A 23,179-nucleotide genomic window follows, 5' to 3' on the forward strand; every position below is an offset into this window, starting at 1 on the left:
GTTCCGGACGTACAGGAACTGCAACGCCCCGCCGAGGACCGGGACGGGGGTGCCGTACGGCAGGTTCGCGACGACCAGCGTCTTGGCGACCTGGTCGAACGCCACCACCACGACAGCGGCGAAGGCCAGTGCCGCGATCGCGCGGACACTGACCTTCGCTCGTGATGCTGGTCGCGACAACGTCAGTTGCCGAAGCCCTGCGCCGAAGCCGGCGCCGGGGTGAGACCGGACTGCTCGCCCGAGGAGTCGAGCTCGGAGAGCTGCCCCTGGATGTAGCTCTTGAGCTGCGCACGGTAGTCGCGCTCGAAGGTCCGGAGCTCGTCGATCTTGCCCTCGAGCTGGCGCTGCTCCTGCTCGAGCACCGCGACACGCTGACGGTTCGTGTTCTCGGTGTCGGCGATGATCTGTCGTTGCTTCGCCTCGGCCTCGGAGACCAGGCGAGCGGCCTGGGCCGTGCCCTCGGCGATGAGCGCGTCGCGCTTCTCGATGCCCTCGCGGACGTGCTCCTCGTGGAGACGACGCGCCAGGGTCAGGAGGTTCGTGGTGCCCTCGGTGTCCTCGTCGGCGGGGACCGTCGTGGTCGGTGCCGCTGCGGCGACCGGAGCGGGCTCCGGTGCTGCCTCGACCGGGGCCGGGGTGGGCTCCGGCTCGGCGGCGGGAGCGGGCTGCTCGGCCTGCGTCGACTGCGGGGCCGACTCGGCCGCCTGCAGGCGCTGGCGGAGCTCGTCGTTCTCCGCGGTCAGGCGACGGAGCTCGACCACGACCTCGTCGAGGAAGTCGTCGACCTCGTCCTGGTCGTAGCCCTCGCGGAACTTCGTCGGCTGGAACCGCTTGTTGACTACGTCTTCCGGCGTCAAAGCCATTGCCGTCACCTCAATAGAACTGCTGAACGTGTGGAACCGCGTGCGGTGCGACCGAATGTACCAGTCGCGCCGTGCGGTGCGGATGCGCCACCGGAGCGGGCATCGATCCCGACCACCGTACACCGACGACGGGGCGGAACCGTGACCCGCGCCTGGCGTGGCGCGTGTCGCGGACGGGAGTCCGCTCAGATACTGCGTGCCAGAGCAGCGACCACGAACCGGGCGATGATGACGACGAGCATCACGATCGTCCAGCCGAAGTCGAGCGCGACCGGCCCCAGGCGGAGCGGCGGGAGGACCCGTCGCACCGCTCGGATGGGCGGGTCCGTGATCGTGTAGACGAACTCGGACACCACCAGCATGCCCCCGCGCGGCCGCCAGGAACGGTTGAAGCTCTGCACGAGGTCGAGCGCGAAGCGCCCCCACATCACGAAGAAGTACAGGAGCAACGCGAGGGAGATGATCCCTAGGATCACGGACACGATGGGGCTCGCTCGTCTCGGGCGAGCGTCGTCAGACGACGCTCAGGGGCGGGTGTGCCGGGTACGGCTCAGGACTGGGCGAAGAAGTTCGCCTCGATGTCGGACTCTACCTCAGCGGGCTCACCGCTCACTGCGACGTGCGCCGGGGAGAGGAGGAAGACCTTGTTCGTGACACGCTCGATCTTGCCGAACAGGCCGAGCGACAGCCCCGAGGCGAAGTCGATCATGCGTCGGGCGTCGCCCTCGGTCATCTGCGAGAGGTTGATGATGACGGGGATGCCGTCACGGAAGCTCTCGGCGATGGACTGGGCGTCCTTGTACTCGCGCGGGTGGACGGTGAGGATCTCGTTCATTTCCTGGACCGGGGTCGCCTTCTGTGCGGTCGTGTGCGAGCGGCGGAGCGGAGTGACCTGGGCGCCGCGCTGGTGGGTGTGCGTCTTGGTGGGAGCCGGAGCCGCTGCGGGAGCGGCCGCCGGGGCTGCTGCCGCGGCGGGGGCCTCCTGCGGTTCGGCGGGCGCCGGGGCGGCCGCGGCGGCCTGGCGAGCAGGGGCTGCCTGCTGGCGCGCGGGCTCGGCCTGCTGCTCGTCCTCGTAGTCGAGTTCCTCATCGGCGAGGCCGAGGTAGACCATCGTCTTCTTCAGCGGGTTGGCCATGGTTCCTCCGGGGTTCGTGCTCGTGGTGCCCTGCAACGAGGCTAGGGTGCGGGCGGCCGGTTTCCCGTGATTGCGGTGCCGATCCGCAGGTGTGTCGCGCCCTCGAGGATCGCCTCGGCGTAGTCCCCGCTCATGCCGGCGGAGATGTCGGTGGCGCCGGGCTCGAGCGACACGACCTGTTCGGAGATCGAGCGGAGTCGGGCGAAGGCGGCTCGGGGCTCCTCGTCGAGGGGCGCGACCGCCATGACACCCCGCAGCCGGATGGTCCCAGCGGCCAGCACACGCGTCACCATCGGTTCGACGTCCTCCGGCTGCACCCCGCCTCGGCCGGGGTCGTCGGTGAGGTTCACCTGCACGAAGCCGTCGATGACCGGCGGTTCCGGCTCGGCCTCGGTCGGCGCGAACGCGTCGACGACGGAGCCTCGGTCGAGCGACTGCACGACGTGGGCGTACCGCCGGGCCTGGCGGGCCTTCTTCGACTGCAGCTGCCCGACGAAGTGCCAGGTCAGGCCGAGGTCCGCCAGCTCGGCGGCCTTCGCCTGCGCCTCCTGGTGGCGGTTCTCGCCCACGTCCGTCACGCCGAGCGCGGCGAGCTCGCGGACGAGCGACGCCGGGTGGTACTTCGTGACGACGACGAGCGTCAGCTCGTCGGGCGAGCGCCCTGCGGCTCGCGCCGCGTCGGCGATGCCGCTCCTGACGGACGCAACACGCGCCTCCAGCCCGTCGTCGTGAGACGAGGCCTGGAGGCGCGTGTCGGCTACCAAGGGTGGGTCACTTCAGGAAGTCGGGGACGTCGAGCTCGTCGTCGTCGTCGAACGCCGGGTCGGCGGCGCGCTGCACCGGCGGCTGGTGCTCCTGCGATGCCCAGGACGGGCTCGACGCGGTGGAGTCCTCGATCGCGCCGGTCGAGGCAGCGACGGGCGCCGCGGCGCTCGACTCCGGGTCGACGTAGCTCGAGCGACGTTCCTTCTGCTGCTGGGCCGGCTCGCCACCGTCGAAGCCAGCGGCGATGACCGTCACGCGGACCTCGTCGCCCAGGGTGTCGTCGATGACCGCACCGAAGATGATGTTCGCCTCGGGGTGCACGGCTTCCTGCACCAGACGCGCGGCGTCGTTGATCTCGAAGATGCCGAGGTTCGAGCCACCCTGGATCGACAGCAGCACGCCGTGCGCACCGTCGATGGAAGCCTCGAGCAGCGGCGACGCGACGGCGAGCTCGGCCGCCTTGATCGCACGGTCGGCACCGCGCGACGAGCCGATGCCCATGAGCGCGGAACCCGCACCCTGCATGACGCTCTTGACGTCGGCGAAGTCGAGGTTGATCAGCCCCGGGGTCGTGATGAGGTCGGTGATGCCCTGCACGCCGGCGAGGAGCACCTGGTCGGCCGTGGCGAACGCCTCGACCATGGAGATGCCGCGGTCGCTGATCTCGAGCAGGCGGTCGTTCGGGACGACGATGAGCGTGTCGACCTCGTCCTTGAGGCCCGCGACGCCGTTCTCGGCCTGGGACTGGCGACGCTTGCCCTCGAAGCTGAAGGGCTTCGTGACGACACCGATGGTCAGCGCCCCGATGGACTTCGCGATGCGCGCGACGACCGGTGCGCCACCGGTGCCGGTACCGCCACCCTCGCCCGCGGTGACGAACACCATGTCGGCGCCGGCGAGGGCCTCTTCGATCTCCTCGGCGTGGTCCTCGGCGGCACGACGGCCGACCTCGGGGTCCGCGCCGGCACCGAGGCCGCGGGTGATCTCGCGGCCGACGTCGAGCTTGACGTCCGCGTCGCTGAGCAGCAGGGCCTGGGCGTCGGTGTTGATCGCGATGAACTCGACGCCACGGAGACCGAGCTCGATCATGCGGTTGACGGCGTTGACGCCGCCGCCGCCGACACCGACGACCTTGATGACGGCGAGGTAGTTGTGGTTCGTGGTCACGTCAGTCAGGCCTCCGGTCGAACCCTCAACCTCTACTTGAAGTTCAGGGGCAATGCTGGTAGATGTGGTGCTGGCTTCGACGCTACGGGTGCGTTCGGCGCAGTGTCGCCCCGCCACGCCGCGTGTCGCCGATCAGGTCCGGCAATTCAGTCCTCGGCGCGGATCACGCCGTTGTCCGGTGCCGACACGTCGTACTCGACGACGACGCCCGGGTTGCGCGCCGCGTGGTCCTTGACCAGCGCGGCGAGCAGTTCGGCCTTGGCGTCCGAGTCGTCCGGGCTCCCCCACACGACGGTCGAGCCGTCCTTCAGGGTCAGGGTCACGTCGTCGGCGGTCGACCCGGCGACGCGCGTCACCTGGGACCGGACCGTCGAGGGCAGCGCCAGCACGACCTCGGTCATCGTGCGGAAGCTCGAAGACCCCAGGCGCGCACGGGCGATGTCGGCGAGCGGCATGGACGCCGGGCGCTTCGGCGACGACTGCACGACGATGCCCGCGGGGTCGACGAGGTCGAAGGTGCTGCCGGAGCGCACCGCGACGACCGGCGTGCGCTCGGTCACCGTGACGACGAGCGTGTGCGGCGGGGCCTCTTCGGTCACGTAGCTCTCGATGAGCGGGAACCCGGCGACGTCCCGCTTGATCGCGTCGAAGTCGAGCCGGGCCAGGGGCGTGCCGATCTGGTCGGACAGGGCCTGGCGCAGCGCGGACTCGTCGACGCGGTTCGTGCCCTTGACCTCGATCGTGCGGAGGGCCATCAGCGGGGAGAACACCGCGACGAGGATCGAGACCCCGAGCACCAGGACGACGCTGGCCGCCGTGATCCACGCGGCGCGACGGTGCCGGCTGCGGCGGGTGAACCGGCGGACCTCGGCACGCTCGAGCAGTCGGCGGCGCCGCTTCGCGATGCGCGCCTCGCGGGCGGTCTCGGCAGCGCGCACCCGTGCCCCGATGGGCGCCTCGGCGTGCTGATCGGTCCGGGAGGCCCCGGTCGCGTCGAGCACGTCGGTCACGGTCGCGTCGTGGTCGGCTCCACCGCTCGTGGCCGCTCGGCGTCCCGCGTCGCGGCGGTCGGCCTCCGGGTCCCGGTGGTCCTCGTTCGGGGTGTACTCGCGCAGGCGGTCGGCGACGGTGGAGAGGCCGGCGCCGAACCGGCGTCCGGCCGCTCCGGCGAACGCGCCGACGCGGTCCCGGTGCGGACCCGACGTGCCGGCGGCGGGCCGATCCGCGGGGGTCGACCCGGCGGTCTCGTCGACCGTCTCGTCGACCGGCGCTTCCGGGGCGGACGCGGGACGGGCCTCCCGGTCGTCGGCGACGCGTCCGCGGAACGGGAGCCGCGGCTTCGAGGGACCACGACGCTGCCCGGGCGCGTCGGCACCCTCGGCCGGGGCGTCCCTGCGGGCGTCCCCCTCGTCGAACCCCTCGGGGCGCTTCACCGGGACGACGCTCCGTCGGTGCCCAGGGCGCCGAGCACCTGCGGGATGATCCGGTACACGTCGCCGCAGCTGAGCGTCATGATGATGTCGCCGTCCCGGGCGACCGCGGCCGCGCGGGCCGCCGCCTCGTCCCAGTCGGGCAGGAACTCGACGCGCGACTGGTCGGCGAAGCGCTCCTGCACCAGGGCGCCGGTCACGCCGGGCTCCGGGTCCTCGCGGGCGCCGTAGACGTCGAGCACGACCGTGTGGTCGGCGAGCTCCTCGTACACCTTGGCGAAGTCGCCGGCCATCAGACGGGTGCGCGAGTACAGGTGCGGCTGGTGGATCGCGATGATGCGGCCGTCGCCGACGACGTTGCGGGCGGCCTTGAGCGCCGCGGCGACCTCGGTCGGGTGGTGGGCGTAGTCGTCGTAGACCGAGACGCCGCGCTCGACACCGTGCAGCTCGAAGCGGCGCTGGGTGCCGCCGAACGCCTCGAGCCCGCGAACCGCGTCGGCCGGGGCGACGCCGAGGCCGGTCAGCACCGCGAAGGCGCCGACGGCGTTGATCGCGTTGTGCCGGCCGGGCACGCGGAGGGTCAGGTGGTACGCCTCACCCCCGGCGCGGAAGTCGACCTCGACGCCGGCGGACTCGGTGATGCCCTCGATGCGGACGTCCGCGTCGACGGCCTCGCCGAACGTGACGACCTCGGGGGCGTCGGCGCGCTGGCGGATGCCGGCCGTGACCGTCTTCGCACCGGCGTCGTCGCTCGAGATGACGACGCGCTCGCTCGCCTTCGCGGCGAACTCGACGAAGGCCTCGGTGAAGGCCTCCTCGCTGCCGTAGTGGTCCAGGTGGTCGGCGTCGACGTTGGTGATCAGGGCCACGGCGACGTCGTAGAGCAGGAACGAGCCGTCGGACTCGTCGGCCTCGACCACGAACAGGTCGCTCGACCCCGGGGCCGAGCTGGTGCCGAGGGACTGGATGACGCCGCCGTTGACGAAGCTCGGGTCGAGACCGAGCTCGACCATCGCGGTGACGATCATGCCGGTCGAGGTGGTCTTGCCGTGCGCACCGGCGACCGCGACCAGACGGTGCTCGGCGATCAGGGCGGCGAGGGCCTGCGAACGGTGGAGCACCGGAAGACCGCGGCGCTGCGCCTCGAGGAGCTCGGGGTTGTCGGGCCAGAGGGCGCTCGTGACGACGATGGTGTCGGCCTCGCCGACGTTCACGGCGTCGTGACCGATGTGCACGGTCGCGCCGAGGTCGCGCATCGTGCCGGTCGTCTCGGTCTCGCGGGAGTCGCTGCCCGTCACGCGGTGCCCGGCGGCGAGGAACATCCGGGCGATCCCGCTCATGCCCGCGCCGCCGATGCCGACGAAGTGCACCGTGCCCAGGTCGTCCGGGATCGGCTGGGTCAGGTCCGGCTTGATGGTCATCGTTCCTCCGTGGTGCTGGGGGCCTGCTTCGCGGCGTCGAGGACCAGGTCGGTCATCCGGTCGGCGCCGTCGCGGTGGCCGACGCTGCCCGCCCGCACGGTCATGTCCGCGATGCGGGAGCGGTCCTGCAGGATGCTCAGCAGCTGGAACGTCACCCAGTCCTGGTCGAATTCTCCGTCGGCCACCAGGACGGCTCCCCCGGCGTCGACGACGTCCTTCGCGTTGTGGCGCTGCTCACCGTTCCCCACCGGGTACGGCACGAGCACACTCGGCAGCCCGACGGCGGTCAGCTCGCACACCATGCCGGCGCCGGAGCGCGACACGACGAAGTCACTCGCCGCGTACGCCAGGTCCATCCGGTCGCAGTAGGGCAGCACGTGGTACCCGTCGAGGTCGCTCGGGCCGATGTCCGACGCGGCGCCCACGACGTGCAGGACCTGCCAGCCGGCTCCGACGATGGCGGCGGCGGACTTGTTGATCGTCCGGTTGATGCTCCGCGCGCCCGAGGAGCCACCGGTCACGAGCAGCACGGGTCGGTCCGGGTCGAGTCCGAACTCGGCGAGCCCCTCGGCCCGTACGGCCCGGCGGTCGAGCGACTCGATCTCGCGACGGAGCGGCATGCCGACGACGCGGCCGTGGCGCAGGCGCGTGTTCGAGAAGGTCAGTCCGACGTGCTCGGTGAGGAACGCGGCGAGGCGGTTCGCCAGCCCGGGCTTCGCGTTCTGCTCGTGCACGACGATCGGGGTGCCGGTGCGGCGGGCGGCGATGTACGCCGGAGCGGCCGCGTAGCCACCGACCCCGAGGACCACCTCGATCTCGTGGTCGCGGATGATCTGCTCGGTCCGCTTGACCGCCGCCGCGAAGCGTTGCGGGAAGCGCAGCGCCGCGCCGTTGAGCTTCCGCGGGAACGGCAGGCGCGGGATCGTCAGCAGCTCGTAGCCGCGCATCGGGACGAGGCGGGACTCCAGGCCCTCGGCGGTGCCCAGCACGAGCACCTCGGCGCCGGGCTCCCGCTCGGTCAGCCGGTCGGCGACCGCGAGCAGGGGGTTGACGTGGCCGGCGGTGCCGCCGCCGGCGAAGAGGTACTTGCTCACCGCAGTGATCCGTTCGTGGAGGTCCGGCCGAGTGGGGCGTTCGTCAGGCCGGGGTCGTTCTTGCCGGGCAGGTCACGGGCGAAGGAGAGCACGACGCCGATCGCCACCAGGGTCATGATGAGCGCCGATCCACCGGCCGAGATGAGTGGCAGGGGCACGCCGAGCACGGGCAGCAGGCCGAGCACGACGGCGATGTTGATGAGCGCCTGGCCGATGATCCACGCGAGGATGCCACCGGTGACCGTCTTCACGAAGGGGTCGCGGGACTGCCGGATGATCTTGATCATGCCGACGGCGAGCACCACGAACAGGCTGAGCACCACGACGGCGCCGATCAGGCCGAGCTCCTCGCCGATGATCGCGAAGATGTAGTCGTTGTCCGCCTCGGGCAGCCACGACCACTTCGCCTTCGAGTTGCCGAGGCCGACGCCGAACACGCCACCGGACGCCAGCGCCCACATGCCGTGCACCGGCTGCCAGCAGATGTCCTGGTACTGGCTGGTGTCGGTGCACCCGGACAACCAGGCGCTGATGCGGGTCGAACGCGAGGCCGACGCCATCGTCACGAAGGGCAGCATCACGGCGAACGCACCGAGGCCGACGAGCAGGTGCCGGGCGCGGACTCCACCGATGTACAGCGCGCCGAACACGAGGATGAGCATGACCATCGCGGTGCCCTGGTCACCGCCGAGGACGACGAGGCCGAGCGAGAGCATCGAGGCGATCCCGATCGGGATGAACACCTCTTTCCAGTCGTCGAGCTTGTCCCGTTTGACGTAGATGATGGCGCCGATGCCGAGCACCAGGCCGAGCTTCACGACCTCGGACGGCTGCGCGGTGAACGACCCGAGCCCGATCCAGTTCCGGTTGCCCTGGATGTCGATGCCGAGCGGGGTGAACACGAGCAGCTGCAGCACGAGCGCAGCACCGAGCAGCCGCATCGCCCACTTCCGCCAGATCCGGGTCGGGACCCGACTGGCGATGAGCATGAGCGGCACGCCGAGCACGGCGTACAGGCCCTGACGGGAGGCCGCCCCGAAGAAGTCGTGGGTCGCCGCGTACTCCTCGACGCTCGACGAGGACAGCACCATCACGACGCCGAAGACGACGAGGAACAGCGTGACGCCGAGGATCGTGTAGAAGGTGCTGGACTCCGCGACGAAGACGTTCTTGACGGCGACGATCGCGCCGTTGGTCCGTCGTGGGGTCGACGCGGTCCGGCCGTTACGGCTGTTCGGAAGATCCGTCGGTGTCGTCGCCATCGACTTCTCCTCCCAGGTGCTCGTTGACCGCGGCCGCGAAACGCTGCCCCCGGTCGGCGTAGGAGCCGAACTGGTCGAACGACGCCGCCGCCGGGGCGAGGAGGACGGTGTCGCCCGGCCTCGCGACCGATGCGGCATGCCGGACCGCCTCGCGCATGACTTGATCAGTGTCCGTCGTCTCCACCTGGAGCACCGGGACCGTGGACGCGTGTCGCGCGAATGCCTCGAGGACCGGGGTCCGGTCGGTGCCGATCACCACGACGGCGCGCACGCCGGGGCCGAAGCGCTCGACCAAGCCGTCGATGTCGACGCCCTTGAACAGGCCGCCGACGATCCACACGACGGTGTCGAACGACGCCAGCGACGCGGTGGCGGCGTGCGGGTTGGTGGCCTTCGAGTCGTCGACCCACGCGATGCCGTCCGCCTGGGCCACGAGCTCGGTGCGGTGGTGGTCGGCGCGGAACGCCCGGACGGCCGACTGGATGGCGCTCGGCTGGACGGTGCCGGCACGGGCCAGGGCAGCGGCGGCCAGGACGTTCATGGTCATGTGCGGGCTGGCGAGCCCGGCGGCCTCGAGGTCGGCGATCGTCGACAGCTCGAGCGCGCTGTTGCGGCGGTCCTCGGTGAACGCCCGGTCGCACAGCACGTCCTCGACGATGCCGACGTCGCCGGGAGCGGGGACGCCGGGGGTGAAGCCGACCGCACGGCAGCCCTCCACCACGTCGGCCTCCTGCACCATCTGCCGGGTGGCCTCGTCCGAGGTGTTGTAGACGCACGCCATCACGGTGCGCTCGTAGACCTTTGCCTTCGCCGCGCGGTACGCCTCGGCGGAGCCGTGCCACTCCAGGTGGTCGTCCGCGATGTTCAGGCAGGCACTGGCGAGCGGCACCACGGCGCCGTCGCCGGAGGTCGCCGCGTAGTGCAGCTGGTGGCTCGAGAGCTCGACGACGAGCACGTCGTAGCCGACCGGGTCGCGGACGACGTCGAGCACCGGCACGCCGATGTTCCCGCACGCGACGGCACGCAGGCCGCCGGCCTCGTACATCGCGGTCGTGAGCTGTGTCGTCGTCGTCTTGCCGTTCGTGCCCGTGATCGTGATCCAGGGGGCCGCGACCGGGCCACGGACGACCTTGTCGCGCACGCGCCAGGCGAGCTCGATGTCGCCCCAGACGGTGCTGTTCGTCACCGACCACTGCACGGTGGCGTTGTGCGGGGGCAACCCCGGCGACACGATGACGACGTCGGGTGCCTGCTGCACGAGGGCGTCCGGCACGGTGTCGAGCGGCGTCTGCAGGAACCGGGCACCGATCACGTCGAGCAGCTCGACGCTGTCGGCAGGGGCGTCGGACGAGTAGACCGTCACCTCGCTGCCGAGTTCCACCAGCGTGTCGGCGACCGAGAACCCGGTGGCACCGAGACCGAGGACGGCGACGTTGAGCCCCTTCCACCCCTCGGAGTACCAGCTGTCGAGGGAGTGGAGGCGGGACGGCGAGGACACTGGGTCAACCAACGCGTGCGATCCATTCGAGGTAGAAGAGTCCGACCCCCGCCGCGACGAAGAGCCCGGCGATGATCCAGAAGCGGACGACGACGGTCACCTCGGCCCACCCCTTCAGTTCGAAGTGGTGGTGCAGCGGACTCATCAGGAAGATGCGCTTGCCGTGGGTGATCTTGAAGTAGGCCCGCTGGAGGATGACGGAGCCGGTGACGATGAAGAACAGGCCACCGATGAGGATGAGCAGCAGCTCGGTCCGGCTGAGGATCGCGAGACCGGCCAGGGCGCCGCCGAGCCCGAGCGAGCCGGTGTCCCCGAGGAAGATCTGGGCGGGCGACGTGTTGTACCAGAGGAACCCGATCAGCCCACCGCACACCGCGGCCGCCACCACGGCGAGGTCGAGCGGGTTCGACACCGTGTAGCAGGCGTGCTCGGTGCTCGCGTCGAGACGGGTCCCACCGCACATCTGGTTCGACTGCCAGAAGCCGATGATGACGTACGAGCCGATCGCGAGGATGCTCGACCCGGTGGCCAGGCCGTCGAGCCCGTCCGCCACGTTCACGCCGTTCGACGTGGACACCGTCAGCAGGACGATCCAGGCGAGGAACAGCACGGTGCCGATGACCGTGCCGAGCGCCATGAAGTCGAGCCACGGCACGTCGCGGACGGCCGAGATCATCGTGGACGCCGGGGGCTTGCCGTTCGACGTCGGCACGACCAGGGCGATCGTGGCGAAGATGACGCCGACGATGACCTGGCCGAGGATCTTCGCCCAGCCGCCGAGCCCGAGGCTCCGCTGACGCCGGACCTTGAGGAAGTCATCGATGAAGCCGACGAACCCGAGCCCGACCATCAGGAACAGCACGAGCAGGCCGGACAGCGTGATCGAGTCGGGTCCCACCAGGTGACCGACGAAGTACCCGATCACCGCACCGATGATCAGGACGATGCCGCCCATGGTGGCGGTGCCGCGCTTGGTGTGGTGGGACTGTGGACCGTCGTCACGGATGAACTGCCCCCACCCGAGACGGTGGAAGAGCTTGATGAAGAACGGGGTGAGCAGCAACGTGAACACCAGCGACGTGGCGCCGGCGACGAGGAGCGCGATCATTCGGTGACACCTCCGAGGCGGTCGCCGAGGAATCGCAGTTCGGCAGACTTCGAGGACTTGACGAGGACGACGTCGCCGGGGCGGAGCATCTCCTGCATGGCACGGACGGCGTCGTCGACGTCCTCGATGTACACGGACTCGCCGTCCCACGATCCCTCGAGGGTGGCGGCCTGGTGGATGGGCATCGCGCCGCGGCCGACGACCACGAGCTGTCCGATGCCGAGGCGGACGACGAGCCGACCGATGCGATCGTGCTCCTCGACGGAGTACTCACCGAGCTCGGCCATCTCACCGAGCACGGCGACGGTCCGCTCCCCCGGGCGCACGATCTGCGCCAGGGTCCGCAGCGCCGCCGCGGTGGAGTCGGGCGACGCGTTGTAGGCGTCGTTGATGACGGTGACGCCCTCGGGGCCGCCCTGGAGCAGCTCCATGCGCCAGCGCTCGGCCCGCGTCATCGACGCGAGCGCCGCGGCGCCGTCGGCGAGCGGGACGCCCCACAGGTGGGCGACGATGAGCGCGGCGGACGCGTTCATCGCGTGGTGCTCACCCAGGATCGCGAGGCGCACGTCGACGTGATCCGGGCCTCCAGTCAGGGTCGCGTCCGTCGGGCGGTCGCCTTCGGGGCGGCGGGGAGGCGCGGTGAGGGTGAAGCGGGTGCCGCTGCGGTCCGTCTCGATGCCGGAGACGCGGTAGTCGGCTTCGGCCGACGTGCCGAAGCCCACCACCCGCGCGGCCGTCAGGTCACGCATCGACGCCACGCGGTCGTCGTCGACGTTGAGCAGGGCCGTGGCGGTCTCGGGCAGGTCGGTCACCATCTCGGACTTCGCACGCTGCGTCGCCTCGATGCCGCCGAACTCGCCGGCGTGCGCGAGGCCCACCTTGAGGACGACGCCGACGTCGGGCTCGGCGATCGACACGAGCTTGGCGATGTGGCCGACGCCGCTCGCGCCCATCTCGACCACCAGGTACCGGGTGTCGTCCGTGATGCGGAGCATCGAGATCGGCGCGCCGACGTGGTTGTTGAACGACCCCTCGGGCGCGACGGTCGCGCCGTGCTGTTCGAGGATCGTGCGGAGCATGTTCTTCGTGCTCGTCTTGCCGTTCGAGCCGGTGATGCCGACGACCCGCAGGGGCGCCGGGCGACCGTCGGCGTCGACGCGGTCCGCGGTGCTCATCCGGACGCGCGTGACGACCTCGTGGGCGAGCGCAGCGAGGGCCTCGTACCCGTCCGCGACGACGATCTGCGGCGCGCTGGTGTCCACGCGGTCGGGCGTGACGACCAGGGCGGCACCGGCGTCGACCGCTGCGGGCACGAAGCGACGGCCGTCGGTGACCTCGCCGGGCAGGGCGAAGAAGACGCTGCCGGGGCGGACCAGGCGCGAGTCGGTCTCGACCGAGCCCTCGACGACCAGGTCGCCGGGCTCGGCGACGTCGGTCGCCTGCGCGCCGCCGATCAGCTCGCCGCCGACCGCGGTGGCGATCTCGGCGAGGGTCATGGCGATCATCGGACGTCCTCCGCCGGACCGGAGTTCGGCTCCCAGCCGGCCTCGCGCAGGGCCGCGCGGGCCTCGTCGCGGGCGGAGTACGGCGTGCGGACGCCCTGGATGTCGCGGTAGTCCTGGTGCCCCGGGCCGGCCCAGAGGATCGAGTCCCCCTCGCCGACCAGGCTCACAGCCGTGCGGATCGCCGCCTCGGGCGGGCTGACCTCGTGGATCTCGTGGTCGGGGTACGCCGCACGTGCGGCGTCGACCAGGGTCTTCCGGATCGACGCGGCGTCCTCGAAGCGCGGGTGGTGGTCGGTGACGACGAGGATGTCGCTGCCGGCCGCCGCCACGCGGGCCATGTCACCGCGCTTCGTGGTGTCGCGGTCGCCGTCGGCGCCGAACAGCATGAGGACCTTGCCGGAGGTGAACTGCCGGACCGCGGCGAGGGTGTTCTCGAAGGCGTCGGCGCTGTGGCCGAAGTCGACGTAGACGCTCGGGCCGTGCTCGCCGGAGACGCGCTCGGTGCGGCCGGGCAGGTAGCACTCGATGGCGGAGACGCGGTGCGTCCCGCCGTCGCGCTCGCTCGCGTCGTCCTCGTCGGGGTAGCGGCGGTGGTTGCTCTCCAGCGCGTGCGCGATGGCACCCAGCTCGAACCCGCCCTCGACGAGCATGACGATCGCGAGTGCCGCGTTCGCCGCCATGTGCCAGCCGATGAGCGGCACACGGGTGGTCAGTTCGCGGCCCTCGGGGCCGGTCAGACGGAACTCGGTGTAGGCAGCGTGCGCCTCGACGATGTCGACGTGCCACTCGGCCTCGACGTCGGGGTGCACGGTGATCGTGGTGACCGGGATGCGGGAGTCCTGCACCACGCGGTGGCCCCAGTCGGTGTCCAGCGAGACGACGCCGCGACGGGCGTGCTCGGGCTGGAACAGCGGGAGTTTCGCCTGGTAGTACTCCTCCATGTCGGCGTAGTCGTCGAGGTGGTCGTGCGACAGGTTCGTGAAGGCCGCGACGTCGAAGACGATGCCGTCGACGCGGTGCCGGCTGAGGGCCTGGGCACTGACCTCGACGGCGACCGCGCGGACCTCGCTCTCGCGCATGCGGGCGAGGAGCGCGTGCATCTCGCTGGCCTCGGGCGTGGTCAGGCGGCTCGTCACGCTGAGCGAACCGATGTGGCGCTCGGCGGTCGAGCTCAGGCCGGTGACCAGGCCGAGCTGCTTGAGGATGCCCTCGAGGATGTAGGACGTGCTCGTCTTGCCGTTCGTGCCGGTGACGGCGAACAGCTGCGGCAGGTCGGTGGCCTCGTCGGGGTGCGTGCGGTAGACCCACGCCGCGACGTCGCCGAGGGCGGCGCGGGGGTCGTCGACGACGAGCACCGGCAGCCCGGACGGCTCGACCAGTGCGACGCCGTCCTGGTCGGTCAGGACGGCGACGGCGCCGCGCTCGGCGGCCTCCGTCGCGAACTGTGCGCCGTGCCGGTTCGCACCGTGCACGCCGACGAACAGGTCACCCGGCTGCACCTCGGTGGCGCTCAGGGTGACCCCGGTGGTCTCGATGCTGTCGACCGAGCCGACGACTCGCAGACCGAACGCGTTGGCGAGTTCGGAGACGGCCCTCGGGGTCGGGTGTTCGGGTCGGAGGACCGGGGGGATCCGTGCGGACAAGTGTTCCTTCTTCCTCACCACGTGGACGGGTAGAGCTTCGCCTCGGACGCGGAGGGGGCTACTCGGTACTTCTCGAGCACCTGGGACATGAGTGTGCGGAACGCCGGAGCCGCTCCGCTGGACCACTTGTTGGTCTGCGGCTTCGTGAACGTCACCGTGACAACATACTGGGGGTCTTCGGCGGGTGCCATTCCGGCCACCGACGTGATGCGCTGACCGCCGTAGCCCTGCGACCCCTCGGCCACCTCGGCGGTCCCCGTCTTCGCGGCGATGTTGTAGCCGGAGATCGGCTTCATGCCCACCAGCGTGCCACCCGTGACGACGCTCTGCAGCATGTCGGTGACCTGCGTGGCGGCTGCTGCGGAGACGACCCGCTGCTTCTGCACGTCGGGCGCGTCGATCGTCTTGCCGTCGGCCGTGGTGCAGCCCTTGACGAAGTGCAGCGGGATCCGGACACCGTCGTTCGCGATCGTCTGGAACACGCTCGCGACCTGGACCGCGGTCGTCGAGATGCCCTGGCCGAACATCGAGTTGATGTTCGTCTGCTGGTCCCAGTCCGGGCTCGTGCCGTAGTCCATCGACGGCTGGCCCGGGTAGTCGATCGCGGTCTCCGGCTCGAACAGTCCGAACTTCTTCATGTAGTCGAAGCGCTGCTGTGCCGTCAGTCGTGCGCCGAGCTCGGTGATGCCGACGTTCGACGAGTTCTGCAAGATGCCGGTCAGCGTGAGGTTCTCGGTGGCGTGGAACTCCGAGTCGTGGATCGTGCCGCCCCAGGGGAACGTGCGCGAGTACGGCACGACGGCCTGGTCGGTGGGGTTCGACTTGCCCTGGTCGATCAGCGCGGCGGCGATGGCGGCCTTGATCGTGGAGCCCGGCTCGTACGACGCCGTCAGCGCGCGGGACCCGAAGGCGCCCTTGTCGGTCGTGGCGTCGACGTCGTTCGGGTCCACGGTCGGGTAGTCGGCGACCGCGAGCAGCTCGCCCGTCTTGACGCTCGTCACCGTCGCCGTCGCGGACTCCGCCTGCAGGGTCTTGGCGGCGGACGCGATGGTCTGCTGCGCCATGTACTGCAGGTCGCTGTCGATGGTGGTCTCGAGCGTGCCGCCGTCCCTGGCCTTCTTCGTGGTCACGGTGCTGCCCGGGAGCTGCACACCGTCCTCGCCGCGCTCGTACGTCTCGGAGCCGTTCGTGCCCGCCAGGCACTGGTTGTAGGAGTACTCCAGACCGGCCTGGGCGCCGTCGGTGCCCATGAAGCCGGTGAGGTTGCCCGTGGTCGCACCCGTCGGGTACACCCGCGCTGCCTGCGGCTCCGGGTACAGCCAGGGGATGCCGAGTGCACGCACGGCCTCGTAGTGCTGCACGTCGAGGCCCTTGACCAGGTACGCGAAGTCGGACTTCGGGTTCGCGGCGATGTTCTTCCGCATCGTCGCGACGTCACCGCCGGAGGCCTTCGCCAGCGCGCTGAGGGCGGTGCCGACGCTGACGTGCTTGATGCGGGTGCCGCCGAGCTTGCCCTCGAAGCCCTTCACCAGGCGTGGCGAGGTCGTGATGTTGTACCGGGTGACGCTGTCGGCGAGTTCGGTGCCGTTGCGGTCCACGATCGACCCGCGGGTGCCGTAGATCGTCACGGGGATGCTGCGCTTCTGCGCCGACGCCTTGTTCAGCTCGGACGCCTGGACGACCTGGATGTCGACGAGCCGCACCACGAACACCCCGACGAGGGCGATCACGGCGAGCATCACGATGCTGTAGCGCAGGCGTCGGTTGCGGATCGTCTTCGTCACGCGGTGCGGTCCTTCCCGGGTGGTGCTGAGGGTGCGGCGGACCCGCCGGTCACCGGGTGGAGGGCGCCTGGAGCGGGTTCGCGTCGGACTCTACGGACGACTTCGCCGTCCCCTGGTCCGACGCGCTGGCACCGCTCGTCTTCTCAGACGTGGCGGTGCTGTCGGTGGATCCCGTGGCGTTCGTGGTGCCCGACGTGCTGCTCGACGTGCTCGACGCGCTCGACGTGCTCGTCGTGCTCGACGTGCTCGTCGTGCCCGTCTCCTTGCTCGTCGACGTGTCGCCCGGCTTCGTGGCCAGCGGGACGTCGTTCAGCAGCGAGTTCGGCACCTGGTTCTCGGTGGACGCCGTGGCCTCGTCGGGCTTGGCCGGCGTCGGCGTGCCGTAGACCCGACCGGTCTTCGGGTCGAGGTACACGGGCGTCGAGTTCGCGATCATGCCGAGCGACTGCGCGTTGCGGGCCAGGTTCTGCGGCGAGTCGAGGACCCGGAGCTGCTCGGACAGCGACTGCTGCGTGCGGGACAGGTTCGTCTGCTCGGCCGTCAGCGAGTTGAGCGTGTACGCGCCCTGGCTGAGCACCATGCTGATGCCGAGCTGCGCGAGCAGCAGGATCCCGAGCGCGGCGACGGCCACCACGGCGTACCCGATGCGGGGGCGTGCCCGGCGCTGGGCCGCGGTCGGGGTGACCTCGACCAGCTCGGGACGGTGCTGACGGTCGGGGCGCGGGGCCCGCGACGGGACGACCGCAGGGTCGACGAGTGCGAGGTTCGTGCTCATGTCAGTTCCGGATCCGCTCGGCCGCGCGCAGGCGCACGGGGGTTGCTCGGGGGTTGGCGGCGCGTTCGGCCTCGTCGGCCAGCTCGGCGCCCTTGACGATCAGGGAGAAGGTGGGGGCGTGCTCGGGCAGCTCCACCGGCAGCCCGGCGGGGGCGCTCGACTTCGTGCGCTCCACCAGTGCCCGCTTGACGATGCGGTCCTCGAGGGACTGGTACGACTCGACGACGATCCGGCCGCCGACCGCGATGGCGTCGAGCGCCGCCGGGATCGCCCGCTCGAGCACGCTGAGTTCGGCGTTGACCTCGATGCGGAGCGCCTGGAAGACACGCTTGGCCGGGTGCCCCTGGCGCTGGATGGCGACCGGGGTCGCGTCGTGCAGCACCTGGACCAGGTCGCCGGACATCTCGAACGGCTTCGTCGCCCGCCGCTCGACGATCGCTCGGGCGTAGCGGCCGGCGAGCTTCTCCTCGCCGTAGCGCTGGAAGATGCGGCGGAGTTCGCCCTCGTCGTAGGTGGCCAGGACGTCGGCGGCGGTCTGCCCCTCGGTCCGGTCCATCCGCATGTCGAGCGGGGCGTCCTGGCTGTACGCGAACCCGCGGTCGGCACGGTCCAGCTGCAGCGAGCTCACCCCGAGGTCGAAGAGCACGCCGTCGACCTTCGTGAAGCCCTCGCCCTCGATCGCGTCGACGATGCCGTCGTACACGGTGTGCACGAGCCGGACGCGGTCGCCGAAGCGGGCCAGGCGCTCCCCCGCGATGCCGAGTGCGTCGGTGTCGCGGTCGAGCCCGATGAGCGTGAGCTCCGGGAACCGCTCGAGCAGGCCTTCGGAGTGGCCGCCCATGCCGAGCGTGGCGTCGACGACGACCTTGCCCGGGCCCTCGAGCGTCGGCGTGAAGAGGTCGACGATGCGCTGGAGCATCACCGGCGTGTGCGGGAAGCGTGGCGTCTCGTTGTCGTTCTCGGCCATGTGCAGCCCCTCGTCTCCTGGGCCGTGGGTCCGGATCCCCATCCATGCGACCTGACACCGGGGAAGTGGCGTCAGGGCTTCACGGCTGGGAGTCCCGATCCGCGGATCAGAAGATCCCCGGGATCACCTCCTCGTCGTTGTCGGCGAATGCCTCTTCGGCTTCGGCGTAGTAGGCCTCCCACGCGGGGGTGGACCAGATCTCGGCACGGTCACCGCTGCCGATGACCGTGAGGTCCCGTTCGAGCCCCGCGTACTCGCGGAGGTTCTGCGGGATCGTCACGCGGTTCTGCTTGTCGGGCTGTTCGGCGCTGGCTCCCGAGAGGAACAGACGCATGTAGTCCCTGGTGCGCTTCGACGTCATCGGGGCGGTCCGGATGCGTTCGTGGAGTTCCTCGAACGTCCGGGCGCTGAAGACCACGACGCAGCGTTCCTGGCCGCGGGTCATCACGAGCCCGCCGGACAGTTCTTCCCGGAACTTGGCGGGGAGGATCACGCGACCCTTCTCGTCGAGCTTCGGGGCATGAGTACCGAGCAGCACGTCGGGCCTCCCCTCCGCTCCACCGGACCGTTGCGAGCCCCACTTTACTCCACTCCCCTCCCCACGCCCAGGAATCCGCTCCCTTTTCCGCCCGAGACACCCCTACTGGGGGCACGGAGAGCGGCACGCAACCCGCGGGGACGGCCGCAGATGCCCGGATTCATGCGGTTCACGGGCACCGGAACAGGCGTGGAGGAAAGTGGAGGACTTTCGCAGCCGGTGGAGCACTCCGGGGCGCGCCGCGGGCGCACGACGCCGAGTGGTCACGAACTGTCGCTCGCGCGGGCCCCAGTCGACAGATCCAGCACCCCCGGCGGCCAGCGCACGGCATGTGGTGACCACTCGCGCAGACACCGGCGGCGGTCCACCCCCGGCCGGGAGGCCCGCCCCACCACCACCGCGGTGCTCCCGCGGGCGCGCGGTCGGCTCCACCCCGCCCAGCCGCCGGTCAGCGCATGGTCACGACGTGCTGCCGCCGCGACGCCGAGTGGTCACGAACTGTCGCTCGCGCGGACCCCAGCCGACGGTTCCTGCACCCCCGGCGGCCAGCACGCGGCATGTCGTGACCACTCGCGCGGACACGACCCCGGCCGGACACCGCCGAAGGACCCCGCCGGCCCCGGGAACACGAAACGGGGCCGACCCGAAGGCCGACCCCGTGGAGGAGTGTGGAGGGAGTCCTGCTGACCCCCGGCAGCTACTGACTCTGGTCGTTACGCTTGTCCCAGCGCTCGTTCATCCGGTCCATGAAGGACCCGCCACCACCGGTTGACGGGCGCGCCGACCCACCGGACGCGGGCTTGCCCGGCCGAGCGGGCTTCGCCTTCGGGGCACGCATGCCCGGGCGCAGCGCGAACAGGACACCGGCGAGCATCACGACGAAGCCGAGGATGCCCAGCAGCGGCGCCTTGATGACGAGGCCGACGATGACGATGGCGACCCCGGCGAGTGCGCCGAGCACCCCGAGCGTGATGGCTGTGTACGTCGGACGACCCTGTCGACGTGTGACACGAGCCACGAAATCGGAATCGTTCTGGTAGAGGCTGCGCTCCATCTCTTCGAGAAGGCGCTGCTCCTGTTCCGAGAGCGGCATCTTGGTTCCCTCTGTTCCTGGGATCGACGCGGGGTTGGAAAACACGGGTTGAGTGGGCCGATTCTATGCCCCGACCACTCCACTAGGGTAGGGATCGTGGCTGAGAGTACGCGATTAGTGGACCTCGTATCGGCGCGTATCGACCGGGCACTCGACGAGCAGCGTGAACGGCTCCTCGCGATCAGCCCCGACCTCGCGCCGTTCGACCGGTACGCCCGAGACCTGTTGTCCGGCGGCAAGCGCTTCCGGGCCCTGTTCTGCTACTGGGGATGGCAGTCGGTCGCGGGGCGCTCCGGCTCGTTCGACCCTCTCGCCGAGGGCTCGCGGCAGACCACCGCCGAGGCGGTCGTCACGGTCGCCGCAGCGCTCGAGGTCTTCCACGCCGCAGCCCTGGTGCACGACGACATCATGGACCGCTCGGACACCCGTCGTGGGCGTCCGGCAGCGCACCGCCGCTTCGAGTCCCTGCACGAGGAGTCCGGCTTCGTCGGCGACCGCGGGCAGTACGGCACGAACTCCGCGCTGCTCCTCGGCGACCTGCTGCTCTCGCTGAGCGACTCAGTGTTCGACGAGGGCCTCGCGCTCCTCGACCCGGTGCGGGCCCGCATCGTCCGCCAGGAGTTCCACGCGATGCGCCTTGACGTCACGGCGGGGCAGTACCTCGACGTGCACGAGGAGACCGCCTGGCCCGTCATCGACGAGTCCGAGCACCTGCTCCGCGCCCAGCGCGTCATCGTCTTCAAGTCGGCGAAGTACTCGATCGAGGCCCCGCTGGTCATCGGCGCCCTGGTCGCCGGCGCGAGCGACTCCCAGCTCGAGGGCCTCCGCGCCTTCGGACTCCCCCTCGGCGTGGCGTACCAGCTCCGCGACGACATGCTCGGGGTCTTCGGCGACCCCGAGGTCACCGGCAAGCCGGCCGGCGACGACCTGCGCGAGGGCAAGCGCACCGTCCTCATCGCCTCGGCGCGCAAGACGCTGGCGAGCGGTCCGCGGCAGCTCCTGGACGAGCTCCTCGGTGACCCCGACCTCGACGAGGAGCAGGTGCAGATGCTCCGCGCGACCCTCACCGAGTCCGGTGCCGTGGCCGCCGTGGAGCGGTCGATCGAGCGGCACGTCCAGCGCGCCAAGGCGGCGCTCGACGCCTCGCCGTTGACGCCGTCGGCGCGCGAGCAGCTCGCGTCGCTGGCCGACACGGTCAGCCGCCGGTCGTCCTAGACACGGCCACACGTCGAAAGGGAGGCCCGGTGCCAGCTGGCACCGGGCCTCCCGTCCGTCCGGAACGCGTCTAGAGCAGCGACTGGGCGATGCGACGCACCTCGGCCTTGCGGCCGGCGCGCAGCGCCGCGATCGGCGTGGTGCCCATCGCGTCGTCGACGGTGAGCATCCAGCGCACCGCTTCGTCGTCGGTGAAGCCGTTGTCGCCGAGCACGATCAGCGTGCCGCGGAGTTCGGGCATGGGCTCGCCGTCCTCGAGGAACTCGACCGGCACGCGCAGCACACCGCCGACGCGGGCTGCCAGCAGGGTCTTCTGCTCGAAGAGTCGGTGGATCCGTCCGGGGCTCGTACTGAACATGTCCACCAGCTCGGGGACGGTCAGCCAGCGTTCGGAGAGGGACAGGTCGTCGGCGGGTGCGGCACTCACACGCCCATGGTGCCAGAGTGACCGCCGGAGTGAATCCGCCTCGTTCGTCACATTCGTCACATCCACCCCATCTGACTCTCTGGTTGACTTGGGAATCAGGCCATGCCAGCGTTGTGGCACCTGTGAGTGCGCGCACGCGTGCGCACGGCTCAGTCGAGATCAGGAGAAACCCGTGGACCACGCTGCAGACGAAGTCGCCCGGCGCGCACGATCCGCCCGGTTCGCCACCATGCCCATCGTGCTCGCGGGCACGATCGCCGTGACCGCCGGTCTGACCGGCCCGGTCGCGCACGCAGAGCCGCGGCACGACGACGCCGACGCGAACCACAAGCGCCACGTCGACCAGGACCGCGCCGTGACCGACCGCCCGGTGTTCGGCACCGCCGTCGCCCGTCCGTCGCAGACCGTCGTGCGCACGGTCGCCGCCACCACGAAGGCCCCCACCGCCGCTGTGCCCACGAGCTACACCGTCCACCACGGCGACACGGTCTCGGGCATCGCCGCCCGCTTCGGCCTGTCCGCGCAGGAGATCCTCGTGCGCAACGGCCTCGGCTGGAACACGATCATCCACCCCGGGCAGACGCTCCACCTGGCATCGACGCCCGCCGTCACCACGGCCGCGGTGCGGACCTCCGGGTCGACCGGCGGCTCCGGGGCCGACACCTCGAGCTACCACGTGAAGCACGGCGACACCGTCTCCGGCATCGCGTCCCGCGTCGGCGTGTCGACCACGGCGCTCCTCAGCGCGAACAAGCTGTCGCAGCGCAGCGTCATCTACCCCGGCCAGACGCTGCGGGTGCCGCACGGCTCGTCGTCGACGCCGTCGGTGTCGACCGCCGCGGCCCCGTCGACCACGTCGAGCGTGAAGATCAGCGCCGGCGACACCGTGGCCTCGATCGCCGCCGCGCACCACGTCTCGGTCAAGTCGCTCCTGTCGGCGAACGGCTTGTCGTACACGAGCACGATCTACGCCGGCAAGACGCTCGTCATCCCGTCGTCGAACGCCACCGCCGCCCCCGCGGTCGCTGCCAGCGCTGCGGTGAGCGGCGCCGTCGGCCTGAGCGCCGAGCAGCGCCAGAACGCCGCGACCATCGTCTCCGTCGGTCGATCGCTCGGCGTCCCGGACCGCGGCATCGTCGTGGCCCTCGCCGCAGCGATGCAGGAGTCGAGCCTCCGGAACCTGGCGCACGGCGACCGCGACTCGGTCGGTCTGTTCCAGCAGCGTCCGAGCCAGGGCTGGGGCAGCGCGGCGGCACTGCAGGACCCGGCGCACGCCACCGCGCTGTTCTTCGGCGGGCGGAACAACCCGAACGCCGGCACGACCCGCGGGCTGCTCGACGTGCCCGGCTGGTCGTCGATGAGCATCACCGACGCGGCCCAGGCCGTGCAGCTCTCCGCCTACCCGAAGGCCTACGCCACCTGGGCGAGCGCCGCCGAGGGCTGGCTGGCGACCCTCTGAGCCTCATCCGGAAGATCGAGATTGGGTCAC

Annotated in this window: 21 protein-coding genes and 1 pseudogene; 2 read left to right on the forward strand and 20 right to left on the reverse strand. The window is 70.8% G+C overall.

The features are described from left to right. The 19 genes and pseudogenes from H7A73_RS18065 to H7A73_RS07970 all read right to left on the reverse strand — a co-directional run. Positions 1 to 180: pseudogene (locus tag H7A73_RS18065) on the reverse strand (signal peptidase II); the annotation flags it as partial. Between the two features lie 2 nt (positions 181 to 182). After that, positions 183 to 863 carry a DivIVA domain-containing protein gene (locus tag H7A73_RS07885; protein WP_182065463.1) on the reverse strand — a complete coding sequence of 227 codons (681 nt, stop codon included), beginning with the start codon at positions 861 to 863 and terminating at the stop codon, positions 183 to 185. A 185-nt stretch (positions 864 to 1,048) separates the two neighbouring features. Beyond that, complete coding sequence (locus tag H7A73_RS07890) at positions 1,049 to 1,345, reverse strand: YggT family protein (RefSeq protein ID WP_110892747.1); 297 nt, start codon at positions 1,343 to 1,345, stop codon at positions 1,049 to 1,051. A 68-nt stretch (positions 1,346 to 1,413) separates the two neighbouring features. Then, entirely contained in the window at positions 1,414 to 1,998 is a 585-nt protein-coding gene (locus H7A73_RS07895; RefSeq protein WP_071405422.1) for a cell division protein SepF, read from the reverse strand. 41 nt (positions 1,999 to 2,039) lie between these two features. Continuing rightward, on the reverse strand, positions 2,040 to 2,762 hold the full coding sequence (locus tag H7A73_RS07900; protein ID WP_182065465.1) for a YggS family pyridoxal phosphate-dependent enzyme: 723 nt from the start codon (positions 2,760 to 2,762) through the stop codon (positions 2,040 to 2,042). 7 nt (positions 2,763 to 2,769) lie between these two features. Next, positions 2,770 to 3,930 carry a cell division protein FtsZ gene (gene ftsZ, locus H7A73_RS07905; protein ID WP_182065467.1) on the reverse strand — a complete coding sequence of 387 codons (1,161 nt, stop codon included), beginning with the start codon at positions 3,928 to 3,930 and terminating at the stop codon, positions 2,770 to 2,772. A gap of 146 nt (positions 3,931 to 4,076) precedes the next feature. Next, complete coding sequence (locus tag H7A73_RS07910) at positions 4,077 to 5,363, reverse strand: FtsQ-type POTRA domain-containing protein (protein ID WP_182065469.1); 1,287 nt, start codon at positions 5,361 to 5,363, stop codon at positions 4,077 to 4,079. Next, entirely contained in the window at positions 5,360 to 6,781 is a 1,422-nt protein-coding gene (gene murC / locus H7A73_RS07915) for a UDP-N-acetylmuramate--L-alanine ligase (RefSeq protein WP_182065471.1), read from the reverse strand. The genes H7A73_RS07910 and murC overlap by 4 nt, the downstream gene beginning before the upstream one ends. After that, positions 6,778 to 7,875, reverse strand: a complete 1,098-nt coding sequence (gene murG, locus H7A73_RS07920; protein WP_071405419.1) for an undecaprenyldiphospho-muramoylpentapeptide beta-N-acetylglucosaminyltransferase — start codon at positions 7,873 to 7,875, stop codon at positions 6,778 to 6,780. Before murG ends, murC begins: the two co-directional genes overlap by 4 nt. Further along, positions 7,872 to 9,137, reverse strand: coding sequence for a putative lipid II flippase FtsW (ftsW, locus tag H7A73_RS07925; RefSeq protein WP_182065473.1), 1,266 nt, complete (start codon positions 9,135 to 9,137; stop codon positions 7,872 to 7,874). Before ftsW ends, murG begins: the two co-directional genes overlap by 4 nt. Then, the gene (gene murD / locus H7A73_RS07930) at positions 9,100 to 10,647 is read right to left on the reverse strand and encodes a UDP-N-acetylmuramoyl-L-alanine--D-glutamate ligase (RefSeq protein ID WP_259362770.1); all 1,548 of its coding nucleotides are present in this window, start codon (positions 10,645 to 10,647) and stop codon (positions 9,100 to 9,102) included. The genes ftsW and murD overlap by 38 nt, the downstream gene beginning before the upstream one ends. Continuing rightward, positions 10,640 to 11,743 carry a phospho-N-acetylmuramoyl-pentapeptide-transferase gene (gene mraY / locus H7A73_RS07935; protein ID WP_182065475.1) on the reverse strand — a complete coding sequence of 368 codons (1,104 nt, stop codon included), beginning with the start codon at positions 11,741 to 11,743 and terminating at the stop codon, positions 10,640 to 10,642. The genes murD and mraY overlap by 8 nt, the downstream gene beginning before the upstream one ends. Further along, a complete protein-coding gene (locus tag H7A73_RS07940; RefSeq protein ID WP_182065477.1) occupies positions 11,740 to 13,248 on the reverse strand; it encodes a UDP-N-acetylmuramoyl-tripeptide--D-alanyl-D-alanine ligase in 1,509 nt (502 codons plus the stop codon). Before H7A73_RS07940 ends, mraY begins: the two co-directional genes overlap by 4 nt. Next, positions 13,245 to 14,891, reverse strand: coding sequence for a Mur ligase family protein (locus H7A73_RS07945; protein WP_182065479.1), 1,647 nt, complete (start codon positions 14,889 to 14,891; stop codon positions 13,245 to 13,247). The genes H7A73_RS07940 and H7A73_RS07945 overlap by 4 nt, the downstream gene beginning before the upstream one ends. Before the next feature lie 14 nt (positions 14,892 to 14,905). After that, complete coding sequence (locus H7A73_RS07950; protein WP_182065481.1) at positions 14,906 to 16,675, reverse strand: peptidoglycan D,D-transpeptidase FtsI family protein; 1,770 nt, start codon at positions 16,673 to 16,675, stop codon at positions 14,906 to 14,908. 49 nt (positions 16,676 to 16,724) lie between these two features. Further along, positions 16,725 to 17,450 (reverse strand): hypothetical protein, encoded by a 726-nt coding sequence (locus H7A73_RS07955; RefSeq protein ID WP_182065483.1) that lies wholly within the window; start codon positions 17,448 to 17,450, stop codon positions 16,725 to 16,727. 1 nt (position 17,451) lies between these two features. After that, positions 17,452 to 18,417 (reverse strand): 16S rRNA (cytosine(1402)-N(4))-methyltransferase RsmH, encoded by a 966-nt coding sequence (gene rsmH / locus H7A73_RS07960; protein ID WP_182065485.1) that lies wholly within the window; start codon positions 18,415 to 18,417, stop codon positions 17,452 to 17,454. Positions 18,418 to 18,523: 106 nt separating this feature from the next. Then, a complete protein-coding gene (gene mraZ, locus H7A73_RS07965) occupies positions 18,524 to 18,955 on the reverse strand; it encodes a division/cell wall cluster transcriptional repressor MraZ (protein WP_182065487.1) in 432 nt (143 codons plus the stop codon). A gap of 697 nt (positions 18,956 to 19,652) precedes the next feature. Further along, positions 19,653 to 20,048: a DUF3040 domain-containing protein gene (locus H7A73_RS07970; protein WP_111091079.1), complete on the reverse strand. Its 396-nt coding sequence runs from the start codon at positions 20,046 to 20,048 to the stop codon at positions 19,653 to 19,655. Positions 20,049 to 20,144: 96 nt separating this feature from the next. Between H7A73_RS07970 and H7A73_RS07975 the strand changes: the two genes are divergently transcribed. Beyond that, positions 20,145 to 21,263 (forward strand): polyprenyl synthetase family protein, encoded by a 1,119-nt coding sequence (locus tag H7A73_RS07975; protein WP_071405410.1) that lies wholly within the window; start codon positions 20,145 to 20,147, stop codon positions 21,261 to 21,263. Between the two features lie 70 nt (positions 21,264 to 21,333). Here H7A73_RS07975 and H7A73_RS07980 read toward each other — a convergent pair whose 3' ends face one another. Then, on the reverse strand, positions 21,334 to 21,690 hold the full coding sequence (locus tag H7A73_RS07980; RefSeq protein WP_182065489.1) for an Rv2175c family DNA-binding protein: 357 nt from the start codon (positions 21,688 to 21,690) through the stop codon (positions 21,334 to 21,336). Positions 21,691 to 21,862: 172 nt separating this feature from the next. Between H7A73_RS07980 and H7A73_RS07985 the strand changes: the two genes are divergently transcribed. Next, on the forward strand, positions 21,863 to 23,149 hold the full coding sequence (locus tag H7A73_RS07985; protein WP_259362771.1) for a LysM peptidoglycan-binding domain-containing protein: 1,287 nt from the start codon (positions 21,863 to 21,865) through the stop codon (positions 23,147 to 23,149). Positions 23,150 to 23,179: the final 30 nt, after the last annotated feature.

Source organism: Curtobacterium sp. ME12 (assembly GCF_903970855.1).
Lineage (GTDB): Bacteria > Actinomycetota > Actinomycetes > Actinomycetales > Microbacteriaceae > Curtobacterium > Curtobacterium poinsettiae_A.